This is a genomic window from Streptomyces sp. UG1 (genome assembly GCF_049974585.1).
Classification (GTDB): Bacteria; Actinomycetota; Actinomycetes; order Streptomycetales; family Streptomycetaceae; genus Streptomyces.
The window spans coordinates 19,491-37,460 of record NZ_JBNGGG010000019.1; the positions used below are offsets into that span (position 1 = coordinate 19,491).

The 17,970-nt window shown below is 71.8% G+C and carries 13 protein-coding genes; 7 read left to right on the forward strand and 6 right to left on the reverse strand.

Translation table 11 applies throughout. The features are described 5' to 3' along the window. Position 1: 1 nt before the first annotated feature. Positions 2 to 619, forward strand: a complete 618-nt coding sequence (gene rfbC, locus ACP4J3_RS21710; RefSeq protein ID WP_426536873.1) for a dTDP-4-dehydrorhamnose 3,5-epimerase — start codon at positions 2 to 4, stop codon at positions 617 to 619. Here rfbC and ACP4J3_RS21715 read toward each other — a convergent pair. From ACP4J3_RS21715 to ACP4J3_RS21735, 5 genes are all read right to left on the reverse strand, one after another. Beyond that, the gene (locus ACP4J3_RS21715; protein ID WP_426536875.1) at positions 613 to 1,416 is read right to left on the reverse strand and encodes a class I SAM-dependent methyltransferase; all 804 of its coding nucleotides are present in this window, start codon (positions 1,414 to 1,416) and stop codon (positions 613 to 615) included. The genes rfbC and ACP4J3_RS21715 overlap by 7 nt on opposite strands. Then, entirely contained in the window at positions 1,403 to 2,284 is an 882-nt protein-coding gene (gene rfbD / locus ACP4J3_RS21720) for a dTDP-4-dehydrorhamnose reductase (protein WP_426536877.1), read from the reverse strand. Before rfbD ends, ACP4J3_RS21715 begins: the two co-directional genes overlap by 14 nt. After that, positions 2,281 to 3,261 (reverse strand): dTDP-glucose 4,6-dehydratase, encoded by a 981-nt coding sequence (rfbB, locus tag ACP4J3_RS21725; protein WP_426536879.1) that lies wholly within the window; start codon positions 3,259 to 3,261, stop codon positions 2,281 to 2,283. Before rfbB ends, rfbD begins: the two co-directional genes overlap by 4 nt. After that, positions 3,258 to 4,325, reverse strand: a complete 1,068-nt coding sequence (locus tag ACP4J3_RS21730) for a glucose-1-phosphate thymidylyltransferase (RefSeq protein WP_426536881.1) — start codon at positions 4,323 to 4,325, stop codon at positions 3,258 to 3,260. The genes rfbB and ACP4J3_RS21730 overlap by 4 nt, the downstream gene beginning before the upstream one ends. Before the next feature lie 95 nt (positions 4,326 to 4,420). Next, complete coding sequence (locus ACP4J3_RS21735; RefSeq protein ID WP_426536883.1) at positions 4,421 to 6,877, reverse strand: SpoIIE family protein phosphatase; 2,457 nt, start codon at positions 6,875 to 6,877, stop codon at positions 4,421 to 4,423. 193 nt (positions 6,878 to 7,070) lie between these two features. Here ACP4J3_RS21735 and ACP4J3_RS21740 point away from each other — a divergent pair, with 193 nt between their 5' ends. Further along, positions 7,071 to 9,221, forward strand: a complete 2,151-nt coding sequence (locus tag ACP4J3_RS21740) for a SpoIIE family protein phosphatase (RefSeq protein ID WP_426536885.1) — start codon at positions 7,071 to 7,073, stop codon at positions 9,219 to 9,221. Positions 9,222 to 9,394: 173 nt separating this feature from the next. Here ACP4J3_RS21740 and ACP4J3_RS21745 read toward each other — a convergent pair whose 3' ends face one another. Next, positions 9,395 to 10,735 carry a S1 family peptidase gene (locus ACP4J3_RS21745; RefSeq protein ID WP_426536887.1) on the reverse strand — a complete coding sequence of 447 codons (1,341 nt, stop codon included), beginning with the start codon at positions 10,733 to 10,735 and terminating at the stop codon, positions 9,395 to 9,397. Between the two features lie 190 nt (positions 10,736 to 10,925). Between ACP4J3_RS21745 and ACP4J3_RS21750 the strand changes: the two genes are divergently transcribed. The 5 genes from ACP4J3_RS21750 (at position 10,926) to ACP4J3_RS21770 (ending at position 17,968) form a co-directional block, all read left to right on the forward strand. Continuing rightward, positions 10,926 to 11,339, forward strand: coding sequence for a PaaI family thioesterase (locus ACP4J3_RS21750; RefSeq protein WP_426536889.1), 414 nt, complete (start codon positions 10,926 to 10,928; stop codon positions 11,337 to 11,339). A 475-nt stretch (positions 11,340 to 11,814) separates the two neighbouring features. Next, positions 11,815 to 12,030: a type A2 lantipeptide gene (locus tag ACP4J3_RS21755; protein ID WP_194049189.1), complete on the forward strand. Its 216-nt coding sequence runs from the start codon at positions 11,815 to 11,817 to the stop codon at positions 12,028 to 12,030. Positions 12,031 to 12,124: 94 nt separating this feature from the next. Next, the gene (locus ACP4J3_RS21760; protein ID WP_426536892.1) at positions 12,125 to 12,931 is read left to right on the forward strand and encodes an HlyD family efflux transporter periplasmic adaptor subunit; all 807 of its coding nucleotides are present in this window, start codon (positions 12,125 to 12,127) and stop codon (positions 12,929 to 12,931) included. Continuing rightward, on the forward strand, positions 12,928 to 15,150 hold the full coding sequence (locus ACP4J3_RS21765; protein WP_426536894.1) for an NHLP family bacteriocin export ABC transporter peptidase/permease/ATPase subunit: 2,223 nt from the start codon (positions 12,928 to 12,930) through the stop codon (positions 15,148 to 15,150). Before ACP4J3_RS21760 ends, ACP4J3_RS21765 begins: the two co-directional genes overlap by 4 nt. Position 15,151: 1 nt before the next feature. Beyond that, the gene (locus tag ACP4J3_RS21770) at positions 15,152 to 17,968 is read left to right on the forward strand and encodes an NHLP bacteriocin export ABC transporter permease/ATPase subunit (protein ID WP_426536896.1); all 2,817 of its coding nucleotides are present in this window, start codon (positions 15,152 to 15,154) and stop codon (positions 17,966 to 17,968) included. The last annotated feature ends 2 nt before the right edge of the window (positions 17,969 to 17,970 follow it).

Here is a 17,970-nt window from a genome sequence, read left to right on the forward strand (position 1 = left end):
CGTGCGATCCCTCGGCATCGAAGGCGCCTGGGCGCTGGAGCCCAAGGTCTTCCCGGACGACCGGGGCAGCTTCCACGAGTGGTACCGCGCCGCGGAGTTCCGCGAGGCCACCGGCTACGACCTGTCCCTGGCCCAGGCCAACTGCTCGGTCTCCCGCTGCGGCGTCCTGCGCGGCGTCCACTTCTCCGACGTACCGCCCGGCCAGGCCAAGTACGTCACCTGTCTGCGCGGCGCCGTCCTCGACGTGGTGGTCGACCTGCGCGTCGGCTCCCCCACCTTCGGCCGCTGGGAGGCGCTCCGCCTCGACGACGACGGCCACCACGCGGTGTTCCTCGCGGAGGGCCTCGGCCACGCCTTCATGGCCCTCACCGACGACGCGACCGTGGCCTACCTGTGCTCGACGGGCTATGCCCCGGAGCGCGAACACGGCGTGCACCCCCTGGACCCGGAGCTGGGCCTCACCTGGCCCGAGCACATCCCACCGGTCCTCTCCCCCAAGGACGCCCGGGCTCCGTCACTGTCGGAGGCACGGGAGACCGGGCTGCTCCCGTCGTACGAGGCATGCAGAGCCCACTACGACCGCTTGCGCACAGGAGACGGTCCGACGCCCGCTCAGTGACCGCCACCAACCCCTTCGACGGCTTTCCGCAGCGCCTCCCACCCCCGCGACCGCCCCACACCCAGGGCACGGGTCCTCGCCAGCGGCCGCCAGAAGCTCGCCTCCACCAGCGCCTCCGGTGCCACCGCCCCCGCCCGGTCCAGGATCGTCTCCGGCACCTTCTGCGGATCGGGCACCTCGTACTCGGCGACGATCTCGTCGTACCGGTCGCGCAGCACGGTGTTGCGCCGATCCGCCCCGAACACCACGAGCTGCCCGGTCGGCTGTGTGTCCACCGGTACCGTCACCAGGTCGGGGCGGTACCGCCCCAGGATCTCGGCGATCTTGTAGACGTCCCCGGTCCACGCGCCGGTGTGCCGGTCCCGGGCCGCCTCGTCGACGTTGCGCGGCAGCATGTCGTCGAAGACGATCACGCTGGTCCAGTCGGAGTGCCGCTCGATGTTCATGAAGTCCCGCAGGGCGTACTCGAACAGGTGCATGCCGTCGATGAACGACAGGTCGAGGACGGTACGCCGCCAGTACCCGAGCGGACTGCGCCCGCGCCGCAGGTTCCGCAGCGGGTGCCGGCCGCCCCTGAGGTGGGCGAGCGGGTTGTCGCGGGCGAAGAAGTCGTCGCTGGTGGCCTTGACCAGGTGGACGTCGCAGCGGATCTCCGTGACGACCTTGAAGGCGGGGTCGACGGCGATGGTGGGGACGCGGGAGAGCCGGAGGCTGCGGCCGTCGTTGACGCCGATCTCCAGGTAGTTGCGGTTGCCGCTGACCTTGTGCAGTTCCTTCAGGAACTCATGGCGTTTCACGAAGGGTCTCCTTGCGGATCCGGGGCAGTGCTTCGTGCAGGGCGGTGCGCCAGTCGCGCGGTGGCGCGGGGCCGAGCTGTCGCAGGCGGCCGTGCGCGAGGACGCTGTATGCCGGGCGGGGCGCGGGGCGGACGAACGCCTCGCTGGTGACGGGGCGCACCCGTGCGGGGTCGGCGCCGAGGAGCCGGAACACCTCGCGGGCCAGGTCGTACCAGGTGGCCTCGCCGGAGTTGGTGGCGTGCAGGACGCCGGGCGCGTCATGGCCGACGCGTGGGCCGAGGTCGGCGATGAGCGAGGCGAGGTCGGCGCTCCAAGTGGGCTGGCCTCGCTGGTCGTCGACGACGTCGACGGTGTCCAGGCGGGACTCGAGGCCGATCATCGTGCGGACGAAGCTGCGGCCGTGGACGCCGTACAGCCAGGCGGTGCGTACGACGGTGCTCGCGGCGGGGAGCTCGTCCGACACGCCTTGCTCGCCCGCCAGTTTGGTGCGGCCGTAGGCGGTGCGCGGGGCCGGGGGGTCGTCCTCCGTGTAGAGGGTGCGGGCGTCCCCGGCGAAGACGTAGTCGGTGGAGATCTGGATCATGCGGGCCTGGTGCGCGGCGCAGGCCCGTGCGAGCTGGCGCGGGCCGTCGCCGTTGACGCGCAGGGCCCGCTCCTCGTCCTGCTCGGCGTCGTCGACGGCCGTGTACGCGGCGCAGTTGACGACGAGTTCGGGGCGGTGTGCCGCGAGGGCGCGGTCGGCGGCCTCGGCGTCGGTGATGTCGAGGTCCCTGTGGTCCAGGCCCGTCACCTGCTCGCCGCGGGTGCTCAGTTCCTCGACCAGGTCGCGCCCGAGCATGCCGCCCGCGCCGGTGACCAGCCACCTCATCCGTGCTCCCCGCCGGCGCGCCGCTTGAGGGGTTCCCACCAGGCGCGGTGCTCGCGGTACCAGTCGACGGTGGCGGCGAGGCCCGAGGCGAAGTCGTGGCGGGGCCGGTAGCCGAGTTCGGTGCGGGCCTTGGTCCAGTCGACGCAGTAGCGCAGGTCGTGGCCCTTGCGGTCCTCGACGTGCCGCACCCGGTCCCAGTCGGCGCCGCAGGCCGTCAGCAGGAGCCCGGTGAGGTCCCTGTTGCTCAGTTCGGTGCCGCCGCCGATGTTGTAGATCTCGCCGGGGCGGCCCTGCGTGCGCACGAGTTCGACGCCGTGGCAGTGGTCGTCGACGTGCAGCCAGTCGCGGACGTTCAGGCCCTCGCCGTAGAGCGGGACTTGGAGCCCGTCGAGGAGGTTGGTGATGAACAGCGGGACGACCTTCTCGGGGAACTGGCGCGGTCCGTAGTTGTTGGAGCAACGGGTGACTCTGACGTCGAGGCCGTGGGTGCGGTGGTAGGCGAGGGCGAGCAGGTCGGAGGAGGCCTTGGAGGCGGAGTACGGCGAGCTGGGCCGCAGGATGTCCTGCTCGGTGGACGAGCCGGCCGCGACGGAGCCGTAGACCTCGTCGGTCGATACGTGCACGAAGGGTTCGACGCGGTAGCGCAGGGCCGCGTCCAGCAGGGTCTGGGTGCCGACCACGTTGGTGAGGACGAAGTCGCCGGCCCCGTCGATCGAGCGGTCCACGTGGGACTCGGCGGCGAAGTGCACCACCTGGTCGGCCTCGGCCATCAGCTTGTCGACGAGTTCGGCGTTCCGGATGTCGCCGCGCACGAACTGAAGTCGGGGGTGGTCGAGTTCGAGGTCGTCGAGGGTGCCGGCGTAGGTGAGCTTGTCCAGCACCGTGATCCGTGGCGCTTCGGGGGTGTCGTGGGCGAGGAGCGTGCGGACGTAGGTCGAGCCGATGAAGCCGGCGGCGCCGGTGACGAGAAGGTTCATGGGTGGATCTGCACCTTGCTGTGGTCTCCGAGGACGAGGCGGTGGGCGCTGGGGACGCTGGGCGCGGGGGTGACCTCGACGTGCCGACCGATGAGCGAGGACTCGATCCGGCCCACCCCGTGGATCGTGGAGTCCCGCAGCACGATGGAGAACTCCAGCTCGCTGTCGATGACCCGGCAGTTCTCCGCGATGGAGGTGAAGGGGCCTATGTAGGAGTCCTCGACGACGGTGCCGGAGCCGACGAGGGCGGGGCCGACGATGCGTGAGTTGACGACGCGCGCGCCCTCCTCGACGACCACGCGCCCGACGGTCTGCGACGGCTCGTCGACGTCGCCGTCGATACGACGGGTGAGGTCCTCCAGGACGGTGCGGTTCACCTCCAGCATGTCGCCGACGTTCCCGGTGTCCTTCCAGTAGCCCTTGATGACGGTGCAGCGCACGTCGGCGCGGCAGTCGATCAGGTGCTGGACGGCGTGGGTGATCTCCAGTTCGCCGCGCCAGGACGGGGTGATGGCGCGGACCGCGTCGTGGATCAGCGGCGTGAACAGATAGACCCCGACCAGCGCGAGGTCGCTCTTGGGGTGCTCGGGTTTCTCCTCCAGGCCGATGACCTGGCCGCTGTCGTCGAGTTCGGCGACACCGAAGGCCCGGGGATCCTGCACCTGGGTCAGCAGGATCCGGGCGTCCGGGCGGTCGCGCCGGAACTCGTCGACGAGGTCGGCGATTCCGCCGACGATGAAGTTGTCGCCGAGGTACATCACGAAGTCGTCGTCGCCCAGGTAGTCACGGGCGATGAGCACGGCGTGCGCCAGCCCCAGCGGGCGTTCCTGCGGAATGTAGGTGATCTCCAGGCCGAACTTGGAGCCGTCGCCGACGGCGTCCTGGATCTCCGTGGCGGTGTCACCGACGATCACTCCGACGTCGGTGATGCCGGCCGCGGCGATGGACTCCAACCCGTAGAAGAGAACGGACTTGTTGGCCACCGGCACGAGCTGTTTGGCCGAAGTGTGCGTGATCGGCCTCAAGCGCGTACCGGCGCCACCGGACAGCACGAGAGCCTTCATCTGCTTCACCTTAGCCCCGATTCGGCCGTTTTGAGGCTGGAGGGGTTGGCCGGTTCGTCACCGCCGTGCCGTCGTGCGTTCACCGGAGCCGGTCTTCACACGCCCAGGGCGATCTCGCTCCACACCTGTTTTCCGCCACTGACCGGCACCGTGCCCCACTCCACCGACATGGCCTCGACCAGCAGGATCCCGCGCCCTCCGGTGGCCTCCCAGCTCACGCTCGTCGGCTTGACGGGGGTGCGCGGCGAGGCGTCGGCGACCGCGACGCGCAGCCGGTCGTGGACGAGGGTGAGGTCGAGGCGGACCCGGCCGTCGGTGTGCACGAGGGCGTTGGTGACCAGTTCGGAGACGACGAGCAGTGCGGCGTCCAGGTCCTGCGGCGCCAGCCGCCAGGCGCGCAGGGTGCGGCGGGTGAAGCGGCGGGCGTGGCCGACGGCCTCCGGGACGCGCCAGACCGTCCAGGTGTCGCGCAGCGGCCGTACGGCCATGCCGTCGTAGCGCAGCAGGAGCAGCGCGATGTCGTCGTTGCGGCGTGCCCCCACCAGCAGGGTGTCGGCGACGAGGCCGAGGTGGGCGGGGTCGGAGCCGGCGAGCTGGTGGGCGAGCCGGTCCATGCCGGTGTCGATGTCGTCCTCGGCGGACTCGACGAGGCCGTCCGTGGTGAGGGCGACGACGGTGCCGGGTGCCAGCCCGAGCGGGCTCATCGGGAAGTCGGCCTGCCGCAGCACCCCGAGCGGCGGGCCGCCCTCGGCCTCGGTGATCTCGGTCCGGCCGTCCGGGTGGCGCAGTACGGGCGGGAGGTGGCCGGCGCGGACGTACCAGGCTGAGCCCTCCTCCAGGTCGACGTCGACGTAGCAGCAGGTGGCGAAGAGGTCGGTCTCCATGTCCATCAGGAGCCGGTTGGCGTGGTGGACCACCACGTCCGGGGGGTGTCCTTCGGCGGCGTAGGCGCGCAGCGCGGTGCGCATCTGGCCCATGAGGGTGGCGGCGGCCGCGCTGTGGCCCTGGACGTCGCCGATGACGAGGGCGACGTGGTTGTCGGGCAGCGGGATCACGTCGTACCAGTCGCCGCCGACCTCCAGGCCGGCCGTGGTCGGCAGATAGCGGGCGACGGCCTCCGCGCCGGGCAGCCGGGGCAGCCGGCGCGGCAGCAACTGGCGCTGGAGCATGCCGACGAGTTCGTGCTCGGCGTCGAAGGCGTGGGCGCGCAGCAGGGCCTGTCCGGCGAGGCCGGCGGAGGCGGTGAGCAGGGCACGCTCGTCGGCGCCGAACCGGTGGGGGTCATCCCAGCCGATCAGACAGGCGCCGGCCATGCGGCCCCCGGCGGGCAGCGGCAGCACGGCGAGGCCGCCCGGACCGACGTCGGCGAGGGCGGGTTCCAGCGGGGTGCCGGCGGGCCAGATCCGGGCGCGGCCCTCGCGCAGCGCGGCGGCGAGGGTGGGCATGGCCCGCACGGGGGCGTCCGGCCACTCGGTACGCCACTCCAGGCGCCACAGCTCCGGCCAGGACTCGGGTTCGGGCGGGTCGAGGACGGTGACGACGAGGCGGTCGTGCTCCAGCTCGGCCAGCGCGATGCGGTCGGCGCGCAGCGGCTTGCGCAGGGCGGTGACGACGGCGTGGCTGACGTCGCGGACGGTGCCGGCGGTGGCGAGGGCGGCGGCGAGGCGCTGGACGCGGGCCACGTCGGTGACCTCGGCTCGCAGGGTGGAGGCGTCGGCGACGGTGCCGACGAGACGGGCCGGGCGGCCCTCGCCGCCGGGCAGGAGACGGCCGCGCAGCCTCAGCCACCTGGGCGGGCCGGCGGGCTGCAGGACCCGGAACTCCAACTCGCGGTCGCCGATGGACATGTGGTCGGCCTCGACGACGGACATCAGCGACGGCAGGTCCTCGGGGACGGTCAGTCCGAGCAGGGTCTCGACCTTGCCGTCGAACTCGTCCGGGCCGAGGCCGAAGAGGTCCAGGATGGTGTCGCCGACCTCGACGCGGCCGGTGTCCATGGCGAGGCTGAAGGCGTTGGCCTGCAGCTCGCCCGCTTCGGCGGCCGTGGTCGGCGCGGGCAGGGCGACGGCCTCGGCGATCAGCTCCAGGCACGCGCGGTCCTCGGCGTCGAAGCCGCCGGGGCGCTCACTCACGGCCAGCAGACAGCCGCTGCCGGCGTCGCCGTGGGCGGGCAGGACGGCGAGGGAGAAGTCCCGCGACGGCACCCGCCGTGACTCCGCGCGGTCGGCGAGCTGCTCCGGTCCGAGCCACACGGGACGGCCGCCGCGGTGGGCGTCGGCGAGCGGGGACCCTCCGGTCGGGGCGTAGCCGTCGCGCAGTCCGTACAGGGTGCGGGGCACGCCGACGGACTCGACCAGGCAGAGCAGCTCGCCGTCCTCGCTCGGCGTGTACACGGCGGCCAGCGACGCCCCGCCGAAGACGAGCGCCTGCTCGAGGACGCGCCGCAGCCGCTCGGGCGTGTCCGGGGCGACGGCAAACGCCTTCAGGGCCACCTCGGCACGCAGTCTCCTCGTCCTGCGTCCCGCGGCGCCCTCTGTGACCACGTCCGCCATTACAGCGCTTATGAGTCACCTGCGCAGCCCCTGGGCGCGTTCTGTGAAGGGGCCTGGGCGGCGGATGCTCGAAAGGCGTCGAACACGCGACCGCCGGCCCTTGGGGGGGCTCGGTGCCGCTCGCCGTGCGCGGCGGGCCGCGAAGAGGGAGATTTGTGCCCTGGGGACCCGTCGCGCGGCTCCTGCGGAGGAGGTGGTCGGCGTGTCCGACGGGCAGACGTCCGCCCAGGCGCCGGCGGCCGCGAGGACGCGGGTCGGCCGGCCGCTGCTGTCGCTGGCGCTGGCCTCGATGATGGAGGAGGTGCACGCGCACTCCGGCGGCGTGTATCTGCTGGCGGCCGACGAGCCGGTGCTGGAGATGGCGGTCATGGCGGGGCTGCCCAGGGCGTTCGCGGCGCCGTGGGAGCGGGTCGGGCTGAGCGCGCCGGTGCCGGTCGCGGAGGCGGTGCGCGAGCGGCGGCTGGTGTGGGTCGGGGGCGAGGAGGACATGGCGGTGCGGTATCCGCGGATCGCGGTCGTGCTGCCGTATCCGTTCGCGCTGGCCGCGCTGCCGGTGGCCACCGAGACCACGGCCTACGGCGCGATCTTCGTGACCTGGCCCGGCTCGCACCCGCCGGAGCTGTCGGCCCGGGACCGGGACCATCTGACCGCGGCCTGCCGGCGGCTCGCGGTGCGGCTGGAGCGGGCCATCGAGGCGAGCCGTCCGCCGCTGCCGGAGCCGGATCTGCTGGCCGGTCCGGCGTTTGCCGGCGCGGCCGGCGTGTTCGGCACGGTGGAGGCGGCGCGCATGGTGCAGCGGCTGCCGTACGGGCTGTGCTCGCTCGATCTGCACGGCCGGATCAGCTTCGCCAACCCGGCGGCGGCCGAGCTGATCGGGGTCCCCGTCAGCCGGCTGCTGGGCAACCAGCTCTGGGCGGCGGTGCCCTGGCTCAACGACCCCGTCTACGAGGACCGCTACCGGGCCGCGCTGCTGAGCCAGCAGACCACGTCGTTCGTGGCGCTGCGCCCGCCCGGCGACTGGCTGTCGTTTCGCATGTATCCGAGTACGACCGGGCTGACCGTGCGCATCAGCAGGGCCCGCGCGGTGGCGGAGATGGGGCGCCGGGTGCCGCAGCCGGGTGACGCGCCGGCCCGGCTGGTGACCATCTCGCAGGTGCTGAGCCTGGCCGGTGCGCTGACCGAGGCGGCGGGCGTGCAGGACGTGGTGCAGCTCGTCGCGGACGAGATCGTCCCGGCCGTCGGCAGTCAGGCGCTGGTCGTCCTGGGCTCGCGGTCGGGCCGGCTGCATGTGCTCGGCCACCGCGGTTTTCCGGACCCGCACAGCGTGGAGCGGTTCGACGGGCTGCCGCTGGCCGAGCGGACCCCGGGCGGACAGGTCCTGAGCACCGGGGTGCCGGCGTTCTTCGGCTCCCGGCAGGAACTGGAGCGGCTGTATCCGGCGCGGGACGCCGCCTCCGACTCCTTCGCGGCCTGGGCGTATCTGCCGCTGATCGCCTCCGGCCGGCCGGTGGGCACCTGTGTGCTCGCCTACACCGAGCCGCATCCCTTCCCGGCGGACGAACGCGCGGTCCTGACCAGCCTGGGCGGGCTCATCGCACAGGCCCTGGAGCGCGCCCAGCTCTACGACGCCAAGCACCAGTTGGCGCACGGGCTGCAGGCCGCGCTGCTGCCCCACACGCTGCCGACACTGACCGGCATCGAGGCGGCCGCGCGCTATCTGCCGGCCACGCAGGGCATGGAGATCGGCGGCGACTTCTACGACCTGGTGCCGACGGACCACGGCCTGGCGGCGGCGGTGATCGGGGACGTGCAGGGCCACAACGTCACCGCGGCCGGGCTGATGGGACAGATCCGCACCGCGGTACGGGCGTACACGACGGTGGGCCAGGCGCCGCAGGAGGTCATGCGCAGCACCAACCGGCTGCTGATCGACCTGGGCTCCGACCTGTTCGCCAGTTGTGTGTATCTGTCCCTGGACCCGGAGCACGGCCGGGCGGTGATGGCCCGGGCCGGGCATCCGCCGCCGCTGCTGAGACGGCCGGACGGGCGGGTGCGGGTGCTGGACCTCGCGGGCGGCCCGCTGCTGGGCATCGACGGCACGCCCGCCTACCCGACGGCACAGGTCGATCTCACGCCCGGCTGTGTGCTCGTGCTGTACACCGACGGTCTGATCGAGTCTCCCGGCGTCGACATCGAGGACGCGCTCGCCGAGCTCGGGCGGCTGCTGGAGGATGCCGGGGAGCGGCCCCTGGACGAGCTGGCCGACCTGCTCGTGCGGCACGGCGGGGCGGGGCGGGAGCGGGTCGACGACGTGGCGTTGCTGTTGTTGCGGGCGCGTGGCTGACAGCGCTGTTGTTGCGGGCGCGTGGCTGACGGCCCGGGAGACGGAGCGGTCCGGCCCTCCCGCCGGAGGGCCGGACCACGTTCTCGTCCGGGTCACCCGTCACTCGGATCCGCGTGTGTCCTTATGGATCAGGCGGTTCCGTGTGTCGGTTTCCGTGTGTCGGATTCCGGGTGTCAGTTCCCGACGCCGTTGCCGACGATCTCGCCGAGGCCGTTGCCCGTGCCGTCGGCGTTGCCGTTGCCGACTCCCTGACCGGCGCCGGCCTCTTCACCGGCGCCGGCTTCCTCACCGGCACCGGCCTCTTCGCCCGCGTCGGCTCCCTCACCGGCACCGTCGTCGCCCGCGCCCGCTTCGTCGCCGGCGCCGCCCTCGCCACCGGCGCCCGCGCCGCCGCCCGCGGCGTCGCCGAGGGTCGCGCCGACCGCCTCCAGGGCGGTGGTCACCGGCTGGAAGAAGGTCTCGCCGCCGACGGTGCAGTCGCCGCTGCCGCCGGAGGTCAGGCCGATGGCCTGGCCGTCCTGGGTGAACAGGGAGCCGCCGCTGTCGCCGGGCTCGGCACAGACGTTGGTCTGGATGAGCCCGGTGACCGTGCCCTCCGGGTAGTTCACGGTGGCGTCGAGCCCGAGGACCTGGCCGTCGCTCAGCCCGGTGGTGCTGCCCATCCGGAAGACCTGGAGGCCGACCTCGGCTTCCGCGGCCTGGCTGATCGCGACGGTCTGGTTGCCGAGGTTGACCTCGCTGGGCGCCTCGGTAGCCGGGTCGTCGTACTTGACCAGCGCGAAGTCGCCGTCGCCGGGGAAGGTGGCCTGGTCGACGGTGGCGATCGGCTGGCCGCCCTCGGCGTCCGACCACTGCTCGGCCGCGACGCCGCAGTGACCGGCGGTCAGGAAGGCGGGGGTGCCGTCGCCCGCGGTGACGTTGAAGCCCGCGGAGCAGCGTGAGCCGCCGGCGAAGATGGCGTCGCCGCCGGAGAGGAAGGTCTTGAAGGTGCCGGCCGACTTCTTGATGGTCGCCATGCCGGAGCCGAGGCTGTCGACGGTCGACTCGAGCCGGTCCCAGTTGTCGCCGGTGACGGTGGAGTCGGCGGTGACGAGGATCTTGTTCGTTCTGGGGTCGACCGCCCAGGACGTACCGGGGATGGTCGCCTCGGACTTCAGGGTCTGCGCGCCGGACTCAAGCTCGGCGAGGCTGTTCTCGACCTCGCGGACCTTCGCGCCGGCCTTCTTCGCCTGGACGACCACGTTGTTGTTGTCGCCGGGGATGACGTTGACGACGAGCTGCCGGCTCTCGGCGTCGTAGTACGAACCGGCGAAGGCGTCGCCGAGCAGTCCCGAGAGCTGCGAGGCGAGATCCGAGGCGTCCGCCGCCTTCAGGGTCTTGGGGGCGGCGGCGTCGTCCGACGCGCCGTCCTGCGACGCGTTGGCGTTCGGCAACAGGATCGCGGCCGCTCCGAGCGCCACCACGCTGCCCGCGGCTATCGCGGCCTTGCGCTTCGGAATTCGCTTGTGACTCAAACTTCTCGACCTCCTGGGGGGGACGGGGTCTGTGCCGCCGTATCTGCGGCAGCTCTTCGGGGCGCCTGGTTGGCCATGGGTACGCACGGGTCCGGTGGTGCGTTCAATTCCGTTTACGGGCGCCGGAGTCGGGACGCCTATTCGGCCAGGCACCGCGTCCGAGGGCCCGAGTGCGGGAACAATCCCCCATATGACGATGACCACCGCTGAAGCCGACAAGATCCTCTCCGCCAACTTCGCCCCCTGGGTCCTCGCCCTGGGTCTGACGGTCGAGGCGGTGGAGGACCACCGCGCCGTTCTGCGCATGCCCTGGTCACAGGAGCTGGCCCGGGAGGGCGGCGCGCTGTCCGGGCAGGCGCTGATGGCCGCCGCCGACACCGCCACCGTGATCGCCGTGTCGGCGGCGCGCGGGGCGTACGGACCGATGACGACGGTCCAGCAGTCGACGTCGTTCCAGCGGGCGGTGATCGGTTCGGATGTCCTGATCGAAGCGGTCGTCACCAAGCTGGGCCGCCGTATGGCGTTCGCCGACGTCTCCATGACGGAGGAGAGTTCGTCGGACATCGCGGCCCGGGCGAGCACGGTCTACGCGCTATTGGGCTGACACGATCTGCTACCGATCAGTAACGGTCGGTCGAGAACACCGAGCGGAATCCGAGCTTCAACGAATCCGCACATTCAATACTCAACGAAGTCACCGTGGACCAGGGTTCTGCACAAGCCCCTACCGCCGGTTACGTCATTGGGCCGGGTGTGTCGGATTCGCCGCCACGAAGGTTCGAGCACTCCCGGGCGGATGCAACAGCCCGTCCGGGCCGATGCTGTGACGCATGTGAAGAAGTCGCCGACAAGACGTGCCCGCGTCTGCACGGATCGAGGCCCCTGAGGCCCAAGTGCCCTGGTGAGACGGATGTTTGATTGGAAGCACGCGCCCGCAGCGTGCTTTCATCCAACGCATCGCGGGGCCGCCAACGGCTTTCCGGAAACGGGCGCCAGGCGCCTGCGGTCGCGGCCGTCATCTGTCCCCAGAGGGGGCCGCTCCCCCTTGTGAGATATCCATTAGGAAGGGAAGTTCCATCATGAACTCCACCCCCCAGGTTGAGACCGTCGAGATCTCCGACGCCGAGCTCGACAACGTCTCCGGCGGCCTGCAGGTCAACGCCGTGAACGGTGCCCTGGACGCTGTCAACGGCATCGCCCCGGTCTCCGGCCTGGTCGACACGGTCGTCGGCACCGTGGAGGGTGTCACCGGCCTGCAGACCGCCCCGGTCACCAACCTGGTCGCCGGTCTCTGATCGCACCTTTTGTAACCGCTGAGTCCCGGAGCCATTCCCCGGTTCCGGGGCTCTCGGGTGCCCGAAAACTCATCCTCAGGTGAGGGAAAGTTCCGTGCAGTTCCGCCAACAGGCCCTCGCCAAGCTCCAGTCACCGGAGGAGCTCGACCTCCCGGTGCGCTTCGCCCGTCCCCAGGGCTGGCTGGTCCTCTCCGTGACCCTGGTGGTCATGGCCGCCGCGTCCGTGTGGGCGGTGACCGGCTCGGTCGCCTCCACCGTCAGCGCGCCCGCCATCCTCACCCACGGCCAGGGCAGCTACATCCTCCAGAGCCCGGTCGCCGGCCAGGTCACCGCGGTCGTCGCCGAGGAGGGCCAGCGGCTCCCCGCCAAGTCGCCCGTGCTGAAGGTCCGTACCGCCGACGGCGAGACGGTCGTGCGCACGGTCGCCGCGGGCCGGGTCACCGCGCTGGCCGCCACCATCGGGCAGATCATCTCCACCGGCGCGAACGTCGCCGCCGTCGAGAAGGTCGCCGGCGCCAGGGATCCGCTCTACGCCACGGTGTACGTCCCCGCCGAGAACGCGGCCTCCATCCCCGACAAGGCCCCCGTGGACCTGACCGTCTCCTCCGTGCCCACCCAGGAGTACGGGGTGCTGCGCGGCCATGTGAAGTCGGTGGACCGCGCCGCGCAGTCGGCCCGGCAGATCGCCGCGTTCCTCGGCGACAACCAGCTCGGCGAGCAGTTCACCAAGGACGGCCGGCCGGTCGCCGTACTGGTGAAGCTGGACCGCACGTCGAGCACGAAGAGCGGCTACAAGTGGTCGTCCGCGGACGGACCGCCCTTCGGCCTCACCTCCATGACCCTGGCCTCGGGCTCGATCCGCCTGGCCGACGAGCGTCCCGTCGACTGGCTGCTGCCGTGAGCGCCGCACAGCAGACCCGCAGCCGGCGCCGCGCCGCCCCGCCGAAGCGCCCCGTGCCCAAGGGCCGGGTGAAGACCGTGCGCACACCCACCGTGCTCCAGATGGAGGCCGTGGAGTGCGGCGCCGCCTCCCTGGCGATGGTGCTCGGCCACTACGGCCGCCATGTCCCGCTGGAGGAGCTGCGCATCGCATGCGGCGTCTCCCGCGACGGCTCGCGCGCCAGCAACCTGCTGAAGGCGGCCCGCTCCTACGGCCTGACGGCCAAGGGCATGCAGATGGACACGGCCGCCCTCGCCGAGGTCAAGACGCCGGCCATCCTGTTCTGGGAGTTCAACCACTACGTCGTCTACGACGGCATGGGCCGCCGCTTCGGCCGCCGCGGCGTCTACATCAACGACCCCGCCAAGGGCCGCCGTTTTGTGCCCATGGAGGACTTCGACGGCAGCTTCACCGGCGTCGTCCTGGTGATGGAGCCCGGCGAGGACTTCTCCAAGGGCGGCCGCAAACCGGGCATCCTGGGCGCGATGCCGGCCCGGCTGCGCGGCACCGCCGGCACGATGCCCGCGGCCGTCCTGGCGAGCCTGCTGCTGGTGGTGGTCGGCGCGGCGGTGCCCGCGCTGAGCCGCACCTACATCGACATGTTCCTCATCGGCGGCCAGACCTCCCTGCTGAGCGTGCTGTTCGCCTCGATGGGGACGTGCGTCGCGCTCACCGTCGTACTGACCTGGCTGCAACAGGCGAACCTGCTGCGCGGCCGCATCATCTCCTCGACCCTGTCCAGCGCCCGCTTCCTGCGCCATCTGCTGCGGCTGCCGGTGACGTTCTTCTCCCAGCGCAGCCCGGCCGACCTGGTGCAGCGGCTCCAGTCGAACGACGCCGTCGCCGAGACCCTGGCCCGCGACCTCGCGGCGGCGGGCGTGGACGCGGTGGTCGTCGTCCTCTACGCGCTCCTGCTCTACACCTACGACCCGCAGCTCACGTTCGTCGGCATCGGCGTCGCCCTGCTGAACGTCGTCGCGATGCGGGTCGTCATCCGACTGCGCGCCACCCGCACCGCGAAGCTGCGCGCGGACAACGCCCGGCTCACCAACACCGCCTACACCGGTCTCCAACTGATCGAGACGATGAAGGCGACCGGCGGCGAGGACGGCTACTTCCGCAAGTGGGCCGGGCAGCACGCCACGACCCTGGAGGAGCAGCAGCGCCTCGGTGTGCCGAGCGCCTGGCTGGGCGTGGTGGCGCCCACCCTCGCCACCCTCAACAGCGCGCTCATCCTCTGGATCGGCGGCATGCGCGCGATCGAGGGCGGCATATCCGTCGGCCTGCTGGTCGCCTTCCAGGCCCTGGTCACCCGCTTCACCGCCCCGATCACCCGGCTGAACGGGGTCGCGGGCCGCATCCAGGACTTCGCCGCCGACGTGGCACGCCTGAAGGACGTGGAGAACTTCGAGGCGGACCCGCTCTACGGCCGCCCCGGCGCCGGCGAGTCCACCCGCCGGCTGCATGGCCACGTCGAGCTGCAGAACATCACCTTCGGCTACAGCCCGCTCGACAAGCCCCTGCTGTCGGGCTTCGACCTGACGGTCGGCCCGGGTCAGCAAGTCGCCCTGGTCGGCGGCTCGGGCAGCGGCAAGTCCACCGTCTCCCGGCTGATCTCGGGTCTGTACGCCCCGTGGGAGGGCGTCATCCGCATCGACGACCAGCGCATCGAGGACATCCCGCGCGGCGCCCTCGCGGCCTCGGTCTCCTTCGTGGACCAGGAGGTGTTCCTCTTCGAGGGCACCGTCCGCGACAACGTGGCCCTGTGGGACCCGTCGATCCCGGACGACGCGGTGGTGGACGCGCTGCGCGACGCGGCACTGTACGACGTGGTCATGCGCCGCCCGGGCGGCATCCACAGCAGGGTCGAGCAGGACGGCCGCAACTTCTCCGGCGGGCAGCGCCAGCGCCTGGAGATCGCCCGGGCGCTGGTGCGCCGCCCCAGCATCCTGGTCCTCGACGAGGTGACGAGCGCGTTGGACGCCGAGACCGAGCTGGTCGTGATGGACAACCTGCGCAAGCGCGGCTGCGCGTGCGTGGTGATCGCGCACCGGCTCAGCACCGTGCGCGACAGCGACGAGATCGTCGTACTCCAGCACGGCACGATCGTCGAACGCGGGCGGCACGAGGAGTTGGTGGCGCGCGGCGGCGCGTACGCGGCCCTGGTCAAGGAGCGGTGAGATGACCTCCGTCCATGAGGGTGACCTCGTCCTGGGCGCGCTCGGGCAGATGGGCGCGCGCATCGACTGCGCCGGATTCAACCGCCTGGACCTCGAAGGCCCGCAGGTGCTGTGGCTGGTCGCGTCCGGCGCGGTCGACCTGTTCGCGGTCGACGCCGGACAGCAGGGCCACTGGCACCACCTCGGCCGTCTGGAGGCCGGCTCGCTGCTGCTCGGACCGGTCGCCGGACCGCAGCACACGCTGGTGGCGCGCCCGCTCAGGGACTGCGTCGTGCACCGCATCGGGCTGCGCGAGCTGTACCAGCCGGCCCAGACCCAGACGTGGTCGTACGACGAGTACGGCAACCCGCAGTACGTCCCCCCGACGACGAGCCCCCTGGAGTACGCCCTCGCCCTGGGCGTCGGACGCAGTCTCTCCATCCTCTTCCAGGCGCCGATGGCCACCGAGCGGGCGGCCGAAGTGACGGACGACGACGTGTTCTGGATGCAGGTGCCGCCGGGCAGTGTGCAGTACGGCTCCCTGTACGGCGCGGAGGCGGCGGCCGACCTGCTGATGGACCCGGCGGTCTGGCAGTCCATGGTCGACCAGCAGTACCGCCTGCTGACCACGCTCGACCGCTGGATCGAGCAACTGGAGCGCACCCACGAGACGCGCACCGCCGAGGGCATCAAGGCCGGCGAGGCGGTGCGCGCGCAGGCCGATCGGACGCTGCTGGCATCCATCGGCAAGCGCGGCGACAAGCGCACGACCGCGGCCGACGCGGACGCGAGCTACGCCGCCTGCAAGCTGGTCGCCCACGCGGCCGGGATCACGCTGTCCGAGCCCGCGCAGAGCGGCACCGAGAGCGACCGGCTGGACCCGGTCGAGCGGGTCGCCATCGCCTCGCGGGTGCGCACCCGGGCCGTACGCCTTGACGGACGGTGGTGGCGGGACAACGTCGGACCGCTGGTCGGCCACCGGGCGCTGTCCGGTGCGCCGGTGGCGCTGCTGTGGCGGCGCGGCGGTTATGTCGCCGTCCATCCGTCGACCGGGCGTGAGACGCCGATCGAGAAGGCCAACGCGGAGGAGTTCGAGCCGCGTGCGGTGATGTTCTACCGTCCGCTGCCCGACCGCGCGTTGAGCCCGCTGCGGCTGCTGCGGTTCAGCATGCGGGGCACGGGCGGCGACCTGACGAACCTCCTGGTCAGCGGACTGGTGACGGTGGCGATCGGGGCGCTGGTGCCGATCGCCACCGGCAAGGTGCTCGGTGAGTTCGTGCCGAAGGCCCAGAGCGGGCTGATCGTGCAGTTCTGTCTGGCCGTGATGATCAGCAGCATCGTGGCCGCGGCCTTCATGCTGCTGCAGAACCTCACGATCCTGCGCCTGGAGGGCCGTATCGAGGCGACGCTCCAGCCGGCCCTGTGGGACCGGCTGCTGCGGCTGCCGACGAAGTTCTTCACCGAGCGCTCGACCGGCGAGCTGGCGAGCCAGGCCATGGGCATCAGCGCGATCCGCCGTCTGATGGCCGGAGTCGGCCCCGTGGTCGCCTCGTCGGTGACCGTCGGCGCGATGAACCTGGCCCTGCTGTTCTGGTACAGCGTGCCGATGGCGATGGCGGCGATCGGCATGCTCGTCGTCATCGCCTCGGTGTTCCTGGGGCTCGGGCTGTGGCAGGTGCGCTGGCAGCGGCGGCTCGTGGTGCTGAGCAACAAGCTCAACAACCAGGCGTTCCAGACGCTGCGCGGGCTGCCGAAGCTGCGGGTCGCGGCGGCGGAGAACTACGCGTACGCGGCCTGGGCTTCGCAGTTCGCGCGCAGCCGTGAGCTCCAGCAGAAGGTGGGGCGGATCAAGAACCTCACCACGGTGATGGGCGCGGTCTATCTGCCGCTGTGCACGCTGCTGATGTTCATGCTGCTTGCGGGCCCGGCGCGCGGGTCGATGTCGGCGGCGGCGTTCCTCACCTTCAACACCTCGGTGACGATGCTGCTGACCTCGGTCACCCAACTCACGGGCTCGTTCGTGTCGGCGGTGGCCGCGCTGCCGCTGTTCGAGCAGATCAAGCCGGTGCTTGACGGCACGCCCGAGGTGCGCACGGCGAGCACCCGACCGGGCCCGCTGACGGGATCGATCGAGGCGCGCCGTCTGTCCTTCCGGTACTCCGACGACGGTCCCCTGGTCCTCGACGACGTGTCCTTCGACGTCCGGCCGGGCGAGTTCGTGGCGATCGTCGGCCCCAGCGGCTGCGGCAAGTCGACGCTGCTCAGGCTGCTGATCGGCTTCGACAAGCCGGTCTCGGGCAGTGTGCTCTACGACGGCCAGGACCTCGCGGCGCTCGACCAGTCGGCCGTGCGGCGGCAGTGCGGGGTCGTGCTCCAGCACGCCCAGCCGTTCACCGGCTCCATTCTGGACGTCATCTGCGGTACGGAGCCGTACACGCCGGAGGAGGCGATGGCGGCGGCCGAGATGGCGGGGCTCGCCGAGGACATCAAACGGATGCCGATGGGCCTGCACACCATCGTCTCGGGCAGCGGCGCGGTCTCCGGCGGACAGCGCCAGCGCCTGATGATCGCCCAGGCGCTGATCCGTCGGCCGCGCATCCTCTTCTTCGACGAGGCGACCAGCGCCCTCGACAACGAGACCCAGCGCACGGTCATCGAGTCCACCAAGGCGCTCAACGCCACCCGCGTCGTCATCGCGCACCGCCTGTCCACCGTGCTGGACGCCGACCGCGTGATCGTGATGGAGGACGGCAAGGTCGCCCAGCAGGGCCCGCCCGCGCAGCTGCTCGCCGATGTGAACGGGCGGCTGCACGAGCTGGTGCGCCGGCAGATGGCGTGAGG